This is a genomic window from Defluviimonas salinarum (assembly GCF_026013545.1).
Classification (GTDB): domain Bacteria; phylum Pseudomonadota; class Alphaproteobacteria; order Rhodobacterales; family Rhodobacteraceae; genus Albidovulum; species Albidovulum salinarum.
The window spans coordinates 200,015-216,108 of sequence record NZ_JAPDOG010000003.1 but is presented as its reverse complement, the minus strand read 5'-3'; the positions used below and the strand labels follow the sequence as shown (position 1 = coordinate 216,108).

General features: G+C 68.8%; 14 protein-coding genes. 8 read left to right on the top strand and 6 right to left on the bottom strand.

The window, feature by feature from the left end:
- The first annotated feature begins 8 nt into the window (after positions 1 to 8).
- From OM960_RS05085 to OM960_RS05075, 3 genes are all read left to right on the top strand, one after another.
- Complete coding sequence (locus OM960_RS05085) at positions 9 to 1,340, top strand: NAD(P)/FAD-dependent oxidoreductase (protein ID WP_264771250.1); 1,332 nt, start codon at positions 9 to 11, stop codon at positions 1,338 to 1,340.
- A 106-nt stretch (positions 1,341 to 1,446) separates the two neighbouring features.
- Positions 1,447 to 2,610 carry a M20 aminoacylase family protein gene (locus OM960_RS05080; protein ID WP_264771249.1) on the top strand — a complete coding sequence of 388 codons (1,164 nt, stop codon included), beginning with the start codon at positions 1,447 to 1,449 and terminating at the stop codon, positions 2,608 to 2,610.
- On the top strand, positions 2,607 to 3,365 hold the full coding sequence (locus OM960_RS05075; protein WP_264771248.1) for a glutamine amidotransferase: 759 nt from the start codon (positions 2,607 to 2,609) through the stop codon (positions 3,363 to 3,365). The genes OM960_RS05080 and OM960_RS05075 overlap by 4 nt, the downstream gene beginning before the upstream one ends.
- A 14-nt stretch (positions 3,366 to 3,379) precedes the next feature.
- Here OM960_RS05075 and OM960_RS05070 read toward each other — a convergent pair whose 3' ends face one another.
- On the bottom strand, positions 3,380 to 3,805 hold the full coding sequence (locus OM960_RS05070; RefSeq protein ID WP_264771247.1) for a DUF1810 domain-containing protein: 426 nt from the start codon (positions 3,803 to 3,805) through the stop codon (positions 3,380 to 3,382).
- A gap of 88 nt (positions 3,806 to 3,893) precedes the next feature.
- The gene (locus OM960_RS05065; protein ID WP_264771246.1) at positions 3,894 to 4,901 is read right to left on the bottom strand and encodes a GlxA family transcriptional regulator; all 1,008 of its coding nucleotides are present in this window, start codon (positions 4,899 to 4,901) and stop codon (positions 3,894 to 3,896) included.
- Positions 4,902 to 5,048: 147 nt separating this feature from the next.
- On the opposite strand from OM960_RS05065, the gene OM960_RS05060 reads away from it, so the two are divergent.
- Together OM960_RS05060 and OM960_RS05055 are read left to right on the top strand one after the other, a co-directional pair.
- On the top strand, positions 5,049 to 6,035 hold the full coding sequence (locus OM960_RS05060) for a GlxA family transcriptional regulator (RefSeq protein ID WP_263333424.1): 987 nt from the start codon (positions 5,049 to 5,051) through the stop codon (positions 6,033 to 6,035).
- Between the two features lie 111 nt (positions 6,036 to 6,146).
- Positions 6,147 to 7,268 carry a DUF8173 domain-containing protein gene (locus tag OM960_RS05055; RefSeq protein WP_263333422.1) on the top strand — a complete coding sequence of 374 codons (1,122 nt, stop codon included), beginning with the start codon at positions 6,147 to 6,149 and terminating at the stop codon, positions 7,266 to 7,268.
- A 5-nt stretch (positions 7,269 to 7,273) separates the two neighbouring features.
- On the opposite strand, the gene moaA is transcribed toward OM960_RS05055, so the two are convergent.
- Positions 7,274 to 8,275 (bottom strand): GTP 3',8-cyclase MoaA, encoded by a 1,002-nt coding sequence (moaA, locus tag OM960_RS05050; protein ID WP_264771245.1) that lies wholly within the window; start codon positions 8,273 to 8,275, stop codon positions 7,274 to 7,276.
- Between the two features lie 107 nt (positions 8,276 to 8,382).
- Here moaA and OM960_RS05045 point away from each other — a divergent pair, with 107 nt between their 5' ends.
- Positions 8,383 to 9,990 carry an AMP-binding protein gene (locus OM960_RS05045; protein ID WP_264771244.1) on the top strand — a complete coding sequence of 536 codons (1,608 nt, stop codon included), beginning with the start codon at positions 8,383 to 8,385 and terminating at the stop codon, positions 9,988 to 9,990.
- An 85-nt stretch (positions 9,991 to 10,075) separates the two neighbouring features.
- Here the strand turns inward: OM960_RS05045 and OM960_RS05040 are convergent, their stop codons facing one another.
- Genes OM960_RS05040 through glmU form a run of 3 tightly spaced genes read right to left on the bottom strand, consistent with a single transcriptional unit; the run spans position 10,076 to position 13,910 of the window.
- On the bottom strand, positions 10,076 to 10,750 hold the full coding sequence (locus OM960_RS05040; protein ID WP_264771243.1) for a DNA alkylation repair protein: 675 nt from the start codon (positions 10,748 to 10,750) through the stop codon (positions 10,076 to 10,078).
- A complete protein-coding gene (gene glmS / locus OM960_RS05035; RefSeq protein WP_263333416.1) occupies positions 10,747 to 12,561 on the bottom strand; it encodes a glutamine--fructose-6-phosphate transaminase (isomerizing) in 1,815 nt (604 codons plus the stop codon). The genes OM960_RS05040 and glmS overlap by 4 nt, the downstream gene beginning before the upstream one ends.
- Positions 12,562 to 12,563: 2 nt before the next feature.
- Positions 12,564 to 13,910, bottom strand: a complete 1,347-nt coding sequence (gene glmU / locus OM960_RS05030; RefSeq protein WP_263333414.1) for a bifunctional UDP-N-acetylglucosamine diphosphorylase/glucosamine-1-phosphate N-acetyltransferase GlmU — start codon at positions 13,908 to 13,910, stop codon at positions 12,564 to 12,566.
- Between the two features lie 110 nt (positions 13,911 to 14,020).
- Here glmU and OM960_RS05025 point away from each other — a divergent pair, with 110 nt between their 5' ends.
- Positions 14,021 to 14,683 (top strand): HAD-IA family hydrolase, encoded by a 663-nt coding sequence (locus OM960_RS05025; RefSeq protein ID WP_263333412.1) that lies wholly within the window; start codon positions 14,021 to 14,023, stop codon positions 14,681 to 14,683.
- Positions 14,684 to 14,802: 119 nt separating this feature from the next.
- The gene (locus OM960_RS05020) at positions 14,803 to 16,029 is read left to right on the top strand and encodes a DegT/DnrJ/EryC1/StrS family aminotransferase (RefSeq protein ID WP_264771242.1); all 1,227 of its coding nucleotides are present in this window, start codon (positions 14,803 to 14,805) and stop codon (positions 16,027 to 16,029) included.
- Positions 16,030 to 16,094 lie beyond the last annotated feature (65 nt).

The following is a 16,094-nucleotide window of genomic DNA, read 5'->3' as shown; positions in this document are numbered from 1 at the left end:
CCTTGGCGATGCGGCGCATTTACGAGGATCACGGCTACGGCGGCGGCCCGGTTGCGGGTTGCTACTGGGGCACGACAGTCGAGCGGCCGGGTCCAGGTCCGGCGCTCGTCGGTGCCGAACGGGCCGAGATCGCGGTCATCGGCGGCGGCTATACCGGGTTGTCGGCGGCCCTGCACCTCGCTCGCGACGCGGGCGCCGATGTCGCGGTCCTCGAAGCCGAGGCGATCGGCTGGGGGGCTTCGGGGCGCAATGGCGGGTTCGCCTGTATCGGCGGTACCAAGGCCAGCGAGGCGACGCTCCGCCGCCGCTTCGGTGACGCGGGGCTTGCCGAATGGCATGGCGCGCAGAAGGAGGCGGTGGCGCTCGTCGGCGATCTCATCGACCGGCACGGGATCGCGGCCGACGTTCATTCGAAGGGCGGGGAGGTCGTGCTCGCGCATCGGCCGCGCGATCTTGCCGCGCTCCGGGCCGAGGCGCCAGAGCTGGAGCGGGCTTACGGGGTTCGGACCGAGCTCATCGGCCCCGGCGAGCTGGCGGGCGAGGGGCTCTCGGGGCCGGGGTTTCACGGCGCGCTGCGCTTGCCGCTCGGCTTCGCGCTCAACCCGCTGAAATATGTGCTGGGCCTTGCCCACGCCGCGCGCGAGGCGGGGGCACGGCTCTATGAGAATTCGCCCGTCATACGGATCGAGCCCTTGGGCGATGGCTATCGGCTTCACACGCCCGATGGCGTCCTGGAGGCCAAGAAGCTGATCGTCGCCACCAACGGCTATTCAAGCGACGATCTGCCGGGCTGGATGGCCGGGCGCTACCTGCCGACGCAGTCGGCGGTGCTGGTGTCACGCCCCCTGACACCGGAGGAGATTGCCGGGCAGGGCTGGTCGAGCGATCTCATGGCCTATGACACGCGCCGGCTCCTGCACTATTTCCGGTTGATGCCGAACCGGCGTTTCCTGTTCGGGATGCGCGGCGGCATCCGTGCCGATGCCGTGGCTCAGGACGCGATGCACCGCAAGATCCGGGCCGATTTCGAGGCGATGTTCCCCGCCTGGGCCGGTATCGAGACGCCGCATTACTGGTCGGGCTTCGTCTGCCTGAGCTGGTATCTGACCCCCTATGCAGGTCCCATCGGCGATTGGCCAAATGCCTGGGCTGGTTTCGCCTATCACGGTAACGGCGTGGCGATGGGAACCTATGCGGGACATCTGCTCGCGCGGCTTGCGACCGGGAGGGGTGCCGCGCCCGCGGTGATGGCAAGGCCGCCCGCGCGGTTTCCGCTCGGCCGGTTCCGCCGTGCGCTCCTAACGCCGGCCTACGCCTGGTACGGTTTCCTGGACAGGTGATGACACCCCCCAGACCTTGCGGGGCGCGGCGATTTGGCAGAGGATCGCCCGCGATCCGCGCCGGCCAAAGCGCAAGGCGCCAAGAAGAACCCGAGGGAGCCCATCCATGCCCGTCAAGAACCGCTTCGCCGAACTCCTGCCGGAAATCACCGGCTGGAGGCGCGATTTCCACGAACATCCCGAGCTTCTGTTCGACACCCACCGCACCGCCGCACGGGTCGCCGAGCTTCTGAAGGGGTTCGGCTGTGACGAGGTGGTCGAGGGAATCGGCCGCACCGGCGTCGTCGGCGTGATCAAGGGCCGGACCGACACCAAGGGCAAAGTGATCGGGCTTCGCGCCGACATGGACGCGCTGCCGATCATCGAGGCGACGGGGCTGCCCTATGCCTCCAGGACCAAGGGCAGGATGCATGCCTGCGGCCATGACGGCCATAGCGCGATGTTGCTCGGCGCGGCGAAGTACCTCGCCGAGACCCGCAACTTCGACGGCACTGCCATCGTGATCTTCCAGCCCGCCGAGGAGGGCGGCGGCGGCGGCCGCGAGATGTGCGAGGACGGGATGATGGAGCGGTTCCGCATCCAGGAGGTCTACGGGATGCACAACTGGCCGGGCCAGCCCGTCGGCTCCTTCGCGATCCGCCCCGGCGCTTTCTTCGCCGCGACCGACCAGTTCGAGATTGTCGTCGAAGGGAAGGGCGGCCATGCCGCAAAGCCGCATCAGACGATCGACACGACCGTGGTGGCGAGCCAGATCGTCATCGCCTTCCAGACCATCGCCAGCCGCAACGTCGATCCGGTCAGCCAGGTCGTCGTCTCGGTCACGAGCTTCGAAACCGAATCCAAGGCCTTCAACGTGATTCCACAGAAGGTGACGCTGAAGGGGACCGTGCGGACGCTCGACAAGGCGGTGCGCAAGCTCGCCGAGACCCGGCTCGTCAAGATCGCCGAGGCCACGGCGGATGCCTATGGCGCCAAGGCGCATGTGAACTACATGCGCGGCTATCCCGTGATGGTGAATTCCGAGGAGCAGACCGGCTTCGCCGCGCAGGTGGCCTCGAAGATCTCGGGCAGCTGCGGAAAGGCCCCGCTGATCATGGGCGGCGAGGATTTCGCCTTCATGCTCGAGGAGCGGCCGGGCGCCTATATCCTCGTCGGCAACGGCGATACCGCGATGGTCCACCACCCGGAATACAACTTCAACGACGAGGCGATCCCCGCCGGATGCTCCTGGTGGGCGGGCATCATCGAGGAGCGGATGCCGGCGGCATGACGGCGAAACCGTTCCTCGTCCTGCAGCTCCGCCCCGAGACCGAGGCCGCCGACGACGAGTTCGCTGCGTTCCTGCGCAAGGGCGGGCTTGGCGCGGAGGAGACGCACCGGATCCGGCTCGATCTCGAGCCGCTGCCGGAGGGGCTTGATCTGTCCGACTATTCCGGCGTCATCGTCGGCGGCGGCCCCGGCTGCGTCAGCGACGCGCCGGAGGAGAAATCCCCGGTCGAGGCGCGGATCGAGGCGGCGGTCCTCGGCATCATGCCCGAGATCACGGCTCGCGATGTTCCGTTCCTCGGCTGCTGCTACGGGATCGGCGTGCTCGGCCACCACCTCGGCGGCCGGGTGAGCAAGGCGCGCTATGGCGAGCCGGTCGGGGCCACGCTCTGCCGGGTCACGCCCGAGGGGGCGGCCGATCCGCTGATCGCGGGGCTGCCGGAGCTGTTCCTCGCCTTCGTCGGCCACAAGGAGGCACTTCAGGAACTGCCCGAGGGCGCCGTTCACCTGCTGGCCTCCGATCCGTGCCCGTTCCAGATGATCCGTTACGGGCGGAACGTCTATGCCACCCAGTTCCACCCCGAGGCCGACAGCGACGGGTTCGAGCTGCGCATCCGGATTTACCGCAACAAGGGCTATTTTCCTCCCGAGGATGCCGACCGGCTGATCGAGATGTGCCGGCAAAGCGACGTGCACATGCCGGAGATCATCCTGCGCCGCTTCGTTGAGACCTACCGGCGGGACGCCGATCCCGCGTAAGCGGCAATCGCGTCCTACTGTTCCGCCAGCGCCTCAAGCGTTCGCCTGCAGGGATGGCCGCCGTGGAAGCGGTCGAGAAGGCTTTGCATCAGGAGCGCCGTCTTCCCCGTCGCGGCTTCACGAAAGAGCGTGGCGGAGGACCGCAGTTTCAGCGCGTCGATCGGGCCGAGGATCGCCTCGGCAGGGCGGTCGTCGTGCAAAAGGAGCGCCTCGGCGCAGGCCGTGAGGCGGGCTAAGAGCTCCGGGTCGGCGAGATAGGCGCGTGCCTCGGCCAGATCCTCGATGCCGAAATACTGCGCGGTGGGCGAGCGGCCGAGGCCCCTGAGCTGGGGGAAGATGAACCACATCCAGTGGCTTAGCTTGGCGCCCGCGCGCAGCTCGGCCAGCGCCGTTTCGTAGGCTTCACCCTGGGCGTCGTGAAAGCGGCTCAGATCGGGCATCCCGGTTCCTCCTGCCCGGCCATGCAGGGTCGGGGTCGGGGCGAAGGATAGCGGAGGAGCGGGGCGGTGGGAACGTCGGGTGCCCGGATCAGGCGCTGACGGCGCGCATCTTCTTTGGCGTCACGTCATAGGCGGCGCGGAAGTTCTTGGTGAAATGCGAGGTCGACTTGTAGCCGCAGGCGACCGCGATCTCGGTGACCGAAAGCTCGGTCTGCAAGAGCAACGAATGCGCCTTCTCAAGCCGCATCTGCATGTAGAAGTTCATCGGCGTGGTGTTGAGGTAGCGCGCGAAGAGCCGTTCGGTCTGGCGCACCGACATCGCCGCGATATCGGCGATCTCCTGCGCGGTGAGCGGCGTCTCGAGGTTCTGCTCCATGCAGTTCAGCACCTTCACGAGACGCGGGTTGCGCATCCCGTAGCGCGACTGGATCGAGACCTTCTGCTGCGACTTTGGGCTGCGCACGCCGTTGCAGACCATCTGGTCGGCGATCCGGGTCGCGACATCGGTGCCGTGCGTCTCGGCGATAAGGTGCATCATCATGTCGGCCGCAACCGCGCCGCCCGGTGCCGTGGGCCGGCGACCGAGCACGAAGGCGTTGCGGCTGATCCGGATCTCGGGGAATTCCTCGCCGAAGCCCTCGATCGCGTCCCAGTGAACCGCGCATTCCTCGCCGTCGAGAAGCCCCGAGCGGGCCAGCGCGTAGACGCCCATGCAGAGCGAACCGATCTTGACGCCATGCGCCGCCTCGCGGCGGAGCTGCGCGCTGAGCCGCGCGTCGTTCTGGCGCCGCGTCTCTGGGCCGCCGACGACGATCAGCGTCTCGCCGCGGGCCAGGGGCGCGAAGCCGCTTTCGACGAGGACCGTCATTCCGTTCGAACAGGTGGCAGGCGCCCCGGTAAGCGACACCAGCCGCCAGGAATAGGAGTCGCGGCCGAGGATCTCGCGCGCCAGCCGCAGCGGCTCGATCGCGGAGGCGAGGGCGATGTGGGTGAAGCCGTCGAGCAAGAGGAAGACGAAGCTGGACTTCGCCGGGGTCGGCGCGGGCGCGGCGGCCGGAACCCTGTGGAGCGCGCGGATCGGAGACTGGTGGGACATGGCGGACCTCCTCGGCAGGAATGTGCCCGGGACCGGGCCAGTGTCGCAAAGTGGATGGTTTGTTGTCGATTTCGTCGCGTTTTCGTTGGATAAATGCGGCAATGAGACATCATCTTTGCGTCGCGTCCTCGTGAAAGGCTTCCTGTGATGGTTTCTGCCGCCCCTCATCTGTCGCCAAGGTTGCGCGTGGGCATCATCCCGGCCCGCCGCTTCACGCTCGCGGCGCTTGCGAATTTCATCGACGTGCTGCGTCTCGCGGCCGATGAGGGCGACCGCTCGCGGCCGATTCTGTGCAGCTGGCGGGTGATCGCGCCGACGCTGGAGCCGGTGGACAGCAGCTGCGGGCTCGCGGTGCAGCCTGACGAGAAGCTCGGCGATCCGGCGCGGTTCGACTATATCGCCGTCGTCGGCGGGCTGATCGGCGAGGCGCAGCGGCTTCATCCCGACGTGATCGCCTACCTGCAGCGCGCGGCGGCGGCGAAGGTGCCGCTGATCGGGCTTTGCACCGGGGCGTTCGTGCTGCACCGGGCAGGGCTGATGCAGGGCTACCGGTGCTGCGTGAACTGGTTCCACCGCGACGACTTCCTCGAGGAGTTCGAGGGGCTCATTCCGGTCACCGACCAGATCTTCGTCGTCGACCGTGACCGGCTGACCTGTTCCGGCGGCTCCGCGACCGCGCATCTCGCCGCGTTCCTCGTCGACCGCCACATCGGCCGGGCGGCGGCGCGCAAGAGCCTGTCGATCATGATCGTGGACGAGGCGCTTGCCGCCGAACGGCCGCAGCCCGGCCTGCCGATGGAGCTGAACGCCTCCGATCCCTTGGTGAAGCGGGCGCTTCTTTGGATGCAGCAGATGCCCGAGACGCCGCTGCCGGTCTCGCGGCTCGCCGATCAGCTCGGCGTGAGCCGCCGCAAGCTCGAACGCCATTTCGGTGCGGCGCTCGGGCTGACGCCGGCCGAGGCGGGGCGGCGGATCCGGCTCGCGCAGGTGCGGGCGCTGCTCGAGCGGGGCGAGAAATCGGTTACCGAGATCGCCGCCGAGACCGGGTTCTGCGACGTCTCGCACCTGATCCGCGTCTTCCGCGAGGCCGAGGGCGTGACACCCGAGGCCTGGCGGCGCGAGCGGAGCGGATGACCGGGACTCCCGGCCGCAGCGGGACCGAGGGCGGCAAGTCGCATTGATCCTGCGCAGGGCCGCGGGCGGATCTGCGGCTATGCTGGGCGGCGGATTTGCCGGGAGGATGTCATGCGAAACTTCATCCGCGCCATGACCGTGCTTGTACTGACCGCCGCGCCGGGAAGCGCGGAGGAGAAGGCGCAGACCTTCGACTTCGGAGGCGACAGCTTCCGGGCGGGGGCCACCGTGGTCCTGGATGCGGCCGGCACCGACGATCTCTTCATGGCCGGCGAAACCGTGCGCGGCGAGGCCGATATCTCAGGTTCGGCGCATCTGGCCGGGCGAAGGGTGACGATGACGGGCGCGGTCGGCGGCGATGCCTACCTGGCCGGGATGGACGTGGTGCTGGAGGGGCCGGTGGCGGGCGATGCGACGCTGGCCGGCTACGACGTCCGGGTCGGTGCCGTCGGCGGCGACCTGAGGCTCTCCGGCGCCAAGCTGGCGGTCGGGGGGCCGGTGGCGGGCTACGCTTTGATCGCCGGTGACGATGTGCGGATCGGCGCGGCAATCAAGGGAGACGTCAACCTCACCGCGCGCACGGTTGAATTCGCGGACGGCGCCCGGATCGACGGGAAGCTCACCCTCTTCGAGGAAGCGCCGGGCACGCTGACGATCCCCACGAGTGTCGCGTCCGAGGACCGGATCGAGCGCCGTGACCTCGCGGAATGGGAGGCGGCGGCCCGGCCCCTGACAGGCTGGAGCTGGACGCGCGCGGTGGGGCGGTTCCTGACTGGCGTCATCATAGTCGCAGCGCTGGCCGCGCTGGTCGCGGCAGTGATGCCGCGGACACTGGCCGCGATGCGGCGCAGCATTCTTGAGCGGCCGCTGCGGAACCTCTGGATCGGCTTTCTCGCGCAGTCGGCGGTGATCGGCTCGGCGGTACTCTTCGCGATGACGCTGATCGGCGCCCTGCTGGTTCCCGCGGTGGTTCTCGTCGCGCTGGCGGGCGGCTTCGTGGGCTACATCCTCGCGGTCTACGCCTTCGGCGTGGCGCTCGTTCAGGCGGTGGGCCGCCCCGAGCCGCAAAGCGTCGGCGAGCGGGCAATTTGCGGGGGCGTCGGCGCGCTCGCGGCCGGGATCATTGCACTCGTTCCGATCCTCGGCTGGCTCTTCGTGCTGGCGCTGACGCTGACCGGCCTTGGCGCGGTCGTACAACGCTTGTTCCGGCCGCGGTTCCTGGCGCCTGCCTGACCCGATCAGCCGCCGGTATGGCTCATGTGGCGCGAGACCTGGCCCTTCACCTTCTGGCGCGAATAGTCGAAGTCATGGCCCTTGGGCTTGCGAGCGATCGCCGCGCGGATCGCGGTTTCGAGCGGTGCGTCGTCGGAACTCGCGCGCAAGGGCGCGCGGAGGTCGGCATTGTCCTCCTGCCCGAGGCACATGAAGAGCTCGCCCGTACAGGTCACGCGGACGCGGTTGCAGCTTTCGCAGAAATTATGGGTGAGCGGCGTGATGAAGCCGATCTTCTGGCCCGTCTCCTCGATCCGCACGTAGCGGGCGGGACCGCCGGTGCGCTCGGCAAGCTCGGTGAGCGTGAAGCGTTCGGCGAGACGGATGCGCAGGTCCTTCAGCGGCCAGTACTGGTCGAGCCGCATCTCCTCGCCCATCTCGCCCATCGGCATCACCTCGATGAAGGTGAGGTCGTGGCCCTCGTTCGCGCACCAGTCGAGAAGCGGGAACAGCTCGTCCTCGTTGAAGCCCTTGAGCGCCACGGTGTTGATCTTGACCCGGAGCCCGGCGGCGGTCGCGGCGCGGATGCCGTCCATGACCTGCGGCAGGCGGCCCCAGCGGGTGATTTCCTGGAACTTCGCCGGATCGAGCGTGTCGAGCGAGACATTGACGCGGCGCATCCCGAGCGCGGCGAGATCGGCGGCGAAGCGGGCGAGCTGTGAGCCGTTCGTGGTCAGCGTCAGCTCCTTCAGGGCGCCGGTCTCCAGATGCCGGGAGATCGACTTGAAGAAGGTCATGATGTCGCGCCGCACCAAAGGCTCGCCGCCGGTGATGCGCAGCTTCTCCACCCCGAGGTGGATGAAGGTGGTGCAGAGCCGGTCGAGTTCCTCCAGCGTCAGGAGGTCCTTCTTCGGCAGGAACTGCATGTGCTCGGCCATGCAATAGGTGCAGCGGAAGTCGCAGCGGTCCGTCACCGAGACACGCAGGTAGGAGATCGGACGGGCGAAGGGGTCTATGAGCGGGGTCATTGGTCGAACTTACTGCCGGGCAGGAGGGGGTACAAGCGCGACTTGACAGGGCAGGGCGAAGCGCCTCCTCTCGGGGCGTGCAAGAGCGAGGATGGGACAGGGCCGGGATGGACCGCAGGATGCTCGGCGAAGGCCGGGACTGGCAGGCGCTGAGGCAGGGGTTTCGCTGGCGGGTGCCGGAGCGGTTTTCGATTGCCGAGGCCTGTTGCGACAGCTGGGCGCGGGCGGAGCCGGAGCGGCTTGCGCTGATCGAGCTGGGCGAGGCCAGCGCGGTTCGGCGCTGGACCTATGGCGAGCTGAAGCGGGCCTCGGACCGGCTCGCCAATGCCTTCGCCGCGCGCGGCCTGAAGCGCGGCGAGCGGGTGGCGGTGCTTCTTCCGCAGGGGCCGGCGGTGCTGGTCGCGCATTTCGCGGCGCTGAAGCTCGGGGCGGTGGTGCTGCCGCTGTTCACGCTCTTCGGGCCGGATGCGCTGCAGTACCGGCTTGCCGATGCGCGGGCGCGGATCGTGGTGACGGACCGGACCAGTCTCGACCGGCTCGACCCCATTCGCGCGGCACTTCCCGACCTGCGCGAGGTCTATTGCATCGAGCCCTCGGCGGAGCGGGATCTCTGGGCCGAGATCACGGCGGGATCGGAGCGGCTGATGCCGGTGCCTGTCGCGGCGGAGGATCCGGCGGTGCTGATCTACACCTCGGGCACGACCGGCGCGCCGAAGGGCGTCGTGCATGCCCATCGCTTCTTGCTCGGCCATCTGCCGAATGTCGAGTTGAGCCAGGGCTTTTTCCCCCGGCCGGGCGCGGTCGGCTGGACACCGGCGGACTGGGCCTGGATCGGCGGGCTCATGGATATGGCGATGCCCTGTCTTTACTACGGCGTGCCGCTCGTCTGCCGGCGAATGCGCAGGTTCGACCCCGACGAAGCCTTCGCGATCATGCGCGACCATGCCGTGACGAACCTCTTCCTGCCGCCGACGGCGCTGAAGCTGATGCGGGGCGCGTCCGTGCCGGAGGGGCTTGGCGTGCGGGCGGTGTCGTCGGGCGGCGAGAGCCTTGGCGCCGATATGCTCGACTGGGGCCGTTCGGCGCTGGGGGCGCCGATCAACGAGATCTATGGCCAGACCGAGTGCAACCTCGTTGTCTGCTCGGCGGAAGGCGTGTTTCCGACGAAGCCGGGCGCGATGGGCCGCGCGGTGCCCGGCGCGGAGGTCGCGGTGATCGACGGCGAGGGGCGGACGGTGCCGGATGGCGAGACCGGCGAGATCGCAGTCAGGCGCGGCCATCCGGTGATGTTCCTCGAATATCTCGGCAAACCCGAGGCGACGGCGGCGAAGTACGCGGGCGACTGGCTCAGGACCGGCGACCTCGGGACCCGCGACGGCGAGGGCTATTTCGCCTTCGTGGCGCGCGACGACGACATCATCTCGTCGGCCGGCTACCGGATCGGGCCGTCGGAGATCGAGAACTGCCTGACCGGGCATCCCGATGTGGTGATGGCGGCCTGCGTGGGCGTGCCGGACCCGGTCCGGGGCGAGGTGGTGAAGGCCTACGTCGTGCTGCGCAAGGGGGCGGTCTGGGACGGGCTTCCCGAGGCGCTGATTGCGAGGGTGCGGGAGCGCGTGAGCCCGCATGTCGCCCCCCGCTACGTCGAGCGGCGCGAGGATCTGCCGATGACGGCGACCGGCAAGATCATGCGGCGGGCGCTCCGCGGGGGGTAATACCCGGGGCGCTGCCCGCGCCGGCCGGTTCTTGAACCGGTGGCGAACCTGCCGGCGCCCCGGGGTACTTCGGCAATGAAGAAGCTCAAAGGTATTTACCGGCTTCCTTGCGGGCAAAGGGCTTGAGCCGGCCGCCGTGGGTGGCCAGAAAGGCGCGGGCGCGGTCGGGGTCGTGTTTCGAGAGGTCCCGCAGCCACCAGGCGACGGCCTTCTGGATGAACCATTCCCGGTCATCGGCGTAGGACGCAGCCCAGCCGAGCACGCGGTCGCGGATCGCGATGTCCTCCTCGCCCGGATGGTTCTGCTTGGTCCAGGGCAGGGTGATGACGAGTGCCGCGCGTCGGGCCCACATGTGGTCGGAGCGGGTCCAGGCCTCGACCTCGTCGATGCGGGAGGAGTCGGCCACGAGCCGGCGCGCGCCGGCGTCGCAGGCATGGTCGGCGATGGCCCAGCCGTCGAATTCGGGCACCCAGGAGGCGATGAGGCGCCAGGCATCCTCGTCCGGCCGCAGCCGCGCCTGCGCGAGCAGTTTCGCCGCCGCAATGCGGGCCTCGAAGATGTCTGTCCGCCAGAGCCGGTCGGCGAGCGCGACCCGGTCCGGGACGGAAAGGGCCTGCCGCCAGGTTTTCGCGAGGTCGTTCAGCACCGGGTTCGGGATGCCGAGAACCTCGCGGGTCTGCTTGTGATAGGCCGCCATCTGCGCCGCCCGGCCGGGTTCGATCCCGGCCCGGAGCTCGGCCAAGGCCTCATCGAGCGTCATTCCACGGTCACGGACTTGGCGAGGTTTCGCGGCTGGTCGACGTCGGTGCCCTTCGCGACGGCCGCGTGATAGGCCAGAAGCTGGGCAGGCAGCGCGTAGAGGATCGGCGCGAGGAGTGCGGGCAGTTCGGGCAGGGTAAGCGTCTTCCAGGTGCCGTAGCTCGCCTCGTCGGCGCCCTTAGCGTCGGTGATCAGGACCACCTTGCCGTGCCGCGCCATCACCTCCTGCATGTTCGACACGGTCTTGTCGAAGAGCGCGTCGCGCGGGGCGAGGACGATGACCGGCACCGCTTTGTCGATCAAGGCGATCGGGCCGTGCTTGAGTTCGCCCGAAGCATAGCCCTCGGCGTGGATATAGCTGATTTCCTTGAGTTTCAGCGCACCTTCGAGCGCCAGCGGGAACATCGCGCCGCGGCCGAGGAAGAGGACGTCCTGCGCCTCGGCGATGGCGGCGGCGGTCGCGGCGATCGTCGGCTCGCGGGTCAGCGTCTGGTTCATCAGGCCGGGCAGGGAGGCGAGCGCCTTGAGGTGTTCGGCGAGCGCCGCGTCGTCGATCCGGCCGCGCTGGCGGCCGGCTTCGAGCGCCAGGAGCAGGAGCACCGCGAGCTGGCAGGTGAAGGCCTTCGTCGAGGCGACGCCGACCTCGACCCCGGCGAGGATCGGAAGCGCGATGTCGCTTTCCCGCGCGATCGACGAGGTCGCGACGTTCACCACCGAGACGATCTTCGCGACCTTGTCGCGGGCGTAGCGGAGGGCGGCGAGCGTGTCGGCGGTCTCGCCCGACTGGCTAACGAAGATGGCGAAGGAGTTCTGCGGCAGGGGCGGTTCGCGGTAGCGGAACTCCGAGGCGATATCGACCTCGCAATTCAGGCCTGCCAGGCTTTCGAACCAGTACTTCGCCGTCATGCAGGCATAGGAGGCGGTGCCGCAGGCCACCAGCGTCAGCCGGTCCAGCGTGGCAAAGTCGAGCTCCTCGGGCAGGTTGATCTTCCCGCCCCGGCAGTAATGCTTGATCGCGTCGGCCAGAACGATCGGCTGCTCGGCGATCTCCTTGGCCATGAAGTGCTTGTAGCCCGCCTTCTCGATCCGGGTCGCGTCGAGCTGGATCTTCTGGACGTCGCGGTTGGCGCGGCGGCCTGCCGCGTCGAAGATCTCGACGCCGGCGCGGGTGACGAAGGCGTAGTCGCCCTCCTCCAGGTAGGTGATGCGGTCGGTCATCGGCGCCAGCGCGATCGCATCGGATCCGACGAACATCTCGCCCTGACCGTGGCCAATCGCCAGCGGCGAACCCTTGCGGGCGGCGATCATCAAGTCCTCCTCGCCATCGAAGAGGAAGAGGAGCGCGAAGGCGCCGTCGAGCTGCTTCAGGGTCTCGCGCGCGGCGTCGCGGGGCGAGAGGCCCTGGTCCATGTGATGGCGGACGAGGAGCGCGACCGTTTCCGTGTCAGTCTCGGTCTCGCAGGCGAGGCCCTTTTCGGCAAGCTCGGCGCGCAGTTCGCGGAAATTCTCGATGATGCCGTTGTGGACCACGGCGACCGGGCCGGAGCGGTGGGGATGGGCGTTGATCACCGTTGCCGCGCCGTGGGTCGCCCAGCGGGTATGGCCGATGCCGGCCTTGCCCGCGAGCGGCTCGTGCACGAGGAGATCGGAGAGGTTGACGAGTTTGCCCACGGCGCGGCGACGGTCGAGCCGCCCCCGGTTCACTGTCGCGATCCCGGCCGAATCGTAGCCGCGATATTCCAGGCGTTTCAGGGCCTCGACGAGAATTGGCGCCACTTCATTGTGGCCTAGCACCCCAACAATTCCACACATTACTAAATCTCTTTCTGCCGCTTCGCCTTCGCGGCTTTCATTTTATCAAATAATTTGCGGGCGAGGCCGGATTTCGTGACCTGCCGGCTGCGTGCCACGGCCAGCGCGTCGTCGGGAACGTCCTCGGTGATGACCGAACCCGTCGCGGTCAGCGCCCCTGCGCCGACCTTGACCGGCGCGACCAGCATCGTGTCGGAGCCGATGAAGGCATGCGCGCCGATCTCGGTCCGGTGTTTCGAGACGCCGTCGTAATTGCAGGTCACGGTGCCCGCGCCGATGTTCGTGTGCTCGCCGACATGGGCGTCGCCGAGATACGTGAGATGGCCGACCTTCACGCCCTCGTCGAGGATCGCGTTCTTGATCTCGACGAAGTTGCCGACATGGACATCCTCGGCGAGCTCGGCGCCGGGCCGCAGCCGCGCGAAGGGACCGACGCGGGCGCCGCGCGAGATATGGCAGCCTTCGAGATGGCAGAAGGGCAGGATCTCGGCGCCCGATTCCACGGTGACGCCGGGGCCGAAGACGACGTTGGGGCTGATCACCGTGTCGCGGCCGACGACAGTATCGAAGGCGAAGAACACGGTCTCGGGCGCGGTCAGCGTCACCCCGTTCTCCTGCGCCTCGGCGCGGGCGCGGGCCTGGAAGGCGGCCTCGGCCTGTGCGAGCTGGGCGCGGGTGTCGACGCCGAGCGTCTCGGCCTCGTCGCAGATCACGATGTCGGCGGTGATGCCGCGTTTGCGGGCAGCGGCGACGATGTCGGTCAGATAGTATTCACCGGCCGCGTTGTCGTTCGTGAGGCCCGCGACGAGCTCGTTCAGAAGCGCGGACTCGACGGCCACGACGCCGCTGTTGCAGAGCCGCACCGCGCGCTCGGCCTCGGTCGCGCCCTTGTACTCGACGATCCGTTCAAGCCGGTCGCCGGCCACGATCAGCCGCCCGTAGCGGCGCGGGTCCGACGCGGTGAAACCGAGCACGGTGATGCCGGCCGGGCTCTTGGCGAGCGCGTCGAGCGTCTCCGGCCGGATCAGCGGCGTGTCGCCGTAAAGCACGATGACCTTGCCGGTGAACCCCTTGAGCGCCGGCAGGGCTTGGGCCACGGCGTGGCCGGTGCCGAGCTGCTCGGCCTGGATCACGACCTCTGCAGTCTCGTCATGGGCCTTGGCTGCCCTGGTCACCGCTTCGGCCTCGTGGCCGGCGACGATCACGGTGCGCTCGGGCTCAAGGCTCGCGCCGACGGTCATCGCGTGGACGAGGACCGGCGCGCCGGCGAGCCGGTGCAGGACCTTCGGCAGGTCGGAATTCATCCTTGTGCCCTGTCCGGCGGCGAGAATGATGAGAGCTGTGGCCATGAATGGTGCTTTCCTTCGGGTGCCGTCCGTTTTAACCAAGGCCCCGAGGGTCGCAAGGGGGGCTGGGGATCACAACTCCTTTCTGCGCGTTACAGAGGCGGAATGCAGCCATGCGCACGGTCATCTTCGATCTTGACGGGACGCTCGCGGACACATCCGCCGATTTGATCGCCGCCGCGAATGCCTGTTTTCGCGGGCTCGGCGTGGGCGATCTTCTCGATCCGGCCGCCGATGCGCTGACGGCGTTCCACGGCGGCCGAGCGATGCTCAGGCTCGGCTTTACGCGGCTCGGCACCGGCGGCGAGGCCGAGGTCGATCTGGAATACCCCAGGCTTCTCGCCGCCTACGAGGAGGGGATCGACCGCGAAACCCGGCTCTATCCCGGCGCCGCCGAGGCGGTCGAGGCGCTGCGGTCCGCCGGTTACGCGACCGGCATCTGCACCAACAAGCCAGAGCGGCTGGCCGAGCTCCTGGTGACGCGACTTGGGGTCCGCGGGCTCTTCGGCTCGCTCGTCGGTGCCGACACGCTGCCGGTTCGCAAGCCCGACCCGGCGCCCTATTTCCTCTCGGTCGACCGCGCCGGCGGCGAGGTCGGCCGCTCGCTCCTGATCGGCGACACCGAAACCGACCGGCGCACCGGTACGGCCGCCGGCGTGCCGGTCGCGCTTGTGACCTTCGGTCCGGCCGGACGCGGAGTCGAGGCGCTCGCCCCCGAGGCGCTCGTCGACGATTTCTATGCGCTTCCCGGGATCGTCCAAGCGCTGATCGGCTGAGACCGGCGGTTTCGCGCGCCCGAACCGCCGATTTCGCGAAACCGAAACCCCGCCCGCCGGATTGACGCCGCGCGCCGGGCGAAGGACAACCCTCGCATGGCCCCGCCGACGAGGATGCGATGAGCGAGCGTTTTACCGGAAGCTTCACCCAACAGGAGCCGATCCCCGAGGCAGGGATCGAGGCGGCGCTGAAGGTCCTGCGCCACGGGCGGCTGCACCGCTACAACACCGCGCCCGACGAGATCGCCGAAACCGCGCTCCTCGAGGAGGAATTCGCGGCCTTCACCGGCGCGAAATACTGCCTCGCGGTAGCCTCGGGCGGCTATGCGATCGGCTGCGCGCTGCGGGCGATCGGCGTCGGGCCGGGCGACCGGGTCCTGACCAACGCCTTCACGCTGGCGCCGGTGCCGGGCGCCATCGCCGCCGTCGGCTCGGCGCCGGCCTTCGTCGAGACGACCGAGAACCTGACAATCGACATCGATGATCTCGCGGCCAAGCTGCCGGGTGCTAAGGCGCTCGTCCTCAGCCACATGCGCGGCCATATCTGCGACATGGACCGGCTGATGGCGCTTTGCGACGCGGCCGGCGTCCCGGTGATCGAGGATTGCGCCCACACGATGGGGGCGGCCTGGCGGCAGACGCCCTCGGGCCGGCACGGGATCGCCGGCTGCTACTCGACCCAGACCTACAAGCACATGAACTCGGGCGAGGGCGGGCTCCTCGTCTCGGACGATCCCGACCTGATGGCCCGCGCGACCATCCTCTCGGGCAGCTACATGCTCTACACCCGTCACCGCGCCGCGCCCGGACCCGAGGCCTTCGAAAAGGTGAAATACGTCACCCCCAATGTCTCGGGCCGGATGGACAACCTGCGCGCGGCGATTCTCAGGCCGCAGCTCGCCGACCTGCCGGCCCAATGCGCCCGCTGGAACGCGCTCTACCAGGTGCTGGAGGCGGGGCTGGCCGATACGCCCGGCCTCCGGCTCATCCCGCGCCCCGCCGAGGAGCATTACGTGGCCTCCTCGTTCCAGTTCCTGCTGCCGGGCTGGTCCGGCGACAGGGTCCGCGCCCTGATCGCCCGCGCCGCCGCCCGCGGGGTCGAGCTGAAATGGTTCGGCCATGCCGAGCCGACAGGGTTTACCTCGCGCCACGACAGCTGGCGCTACGCAGAGGCCCAGTCGCTGCCGAACACCGACCGCATCCTCGCGGGCCTCATCGACATGCGCCTGCCCCTGACCTTCTCCACCGACGACGCAGCCCTCATCGCGCGGATCATCCGGGCCGAAGTCCTGGCAGTCCACCAGGGCGAGGCGGGGCCGGTCGAAGCTGTTCCGGCGGCGGACTGACCCTGCCATCGCGCGGTTACGGTTCGGCGGTCACTTCATCCTGAAGCGGACGCTTCCGCGTCACG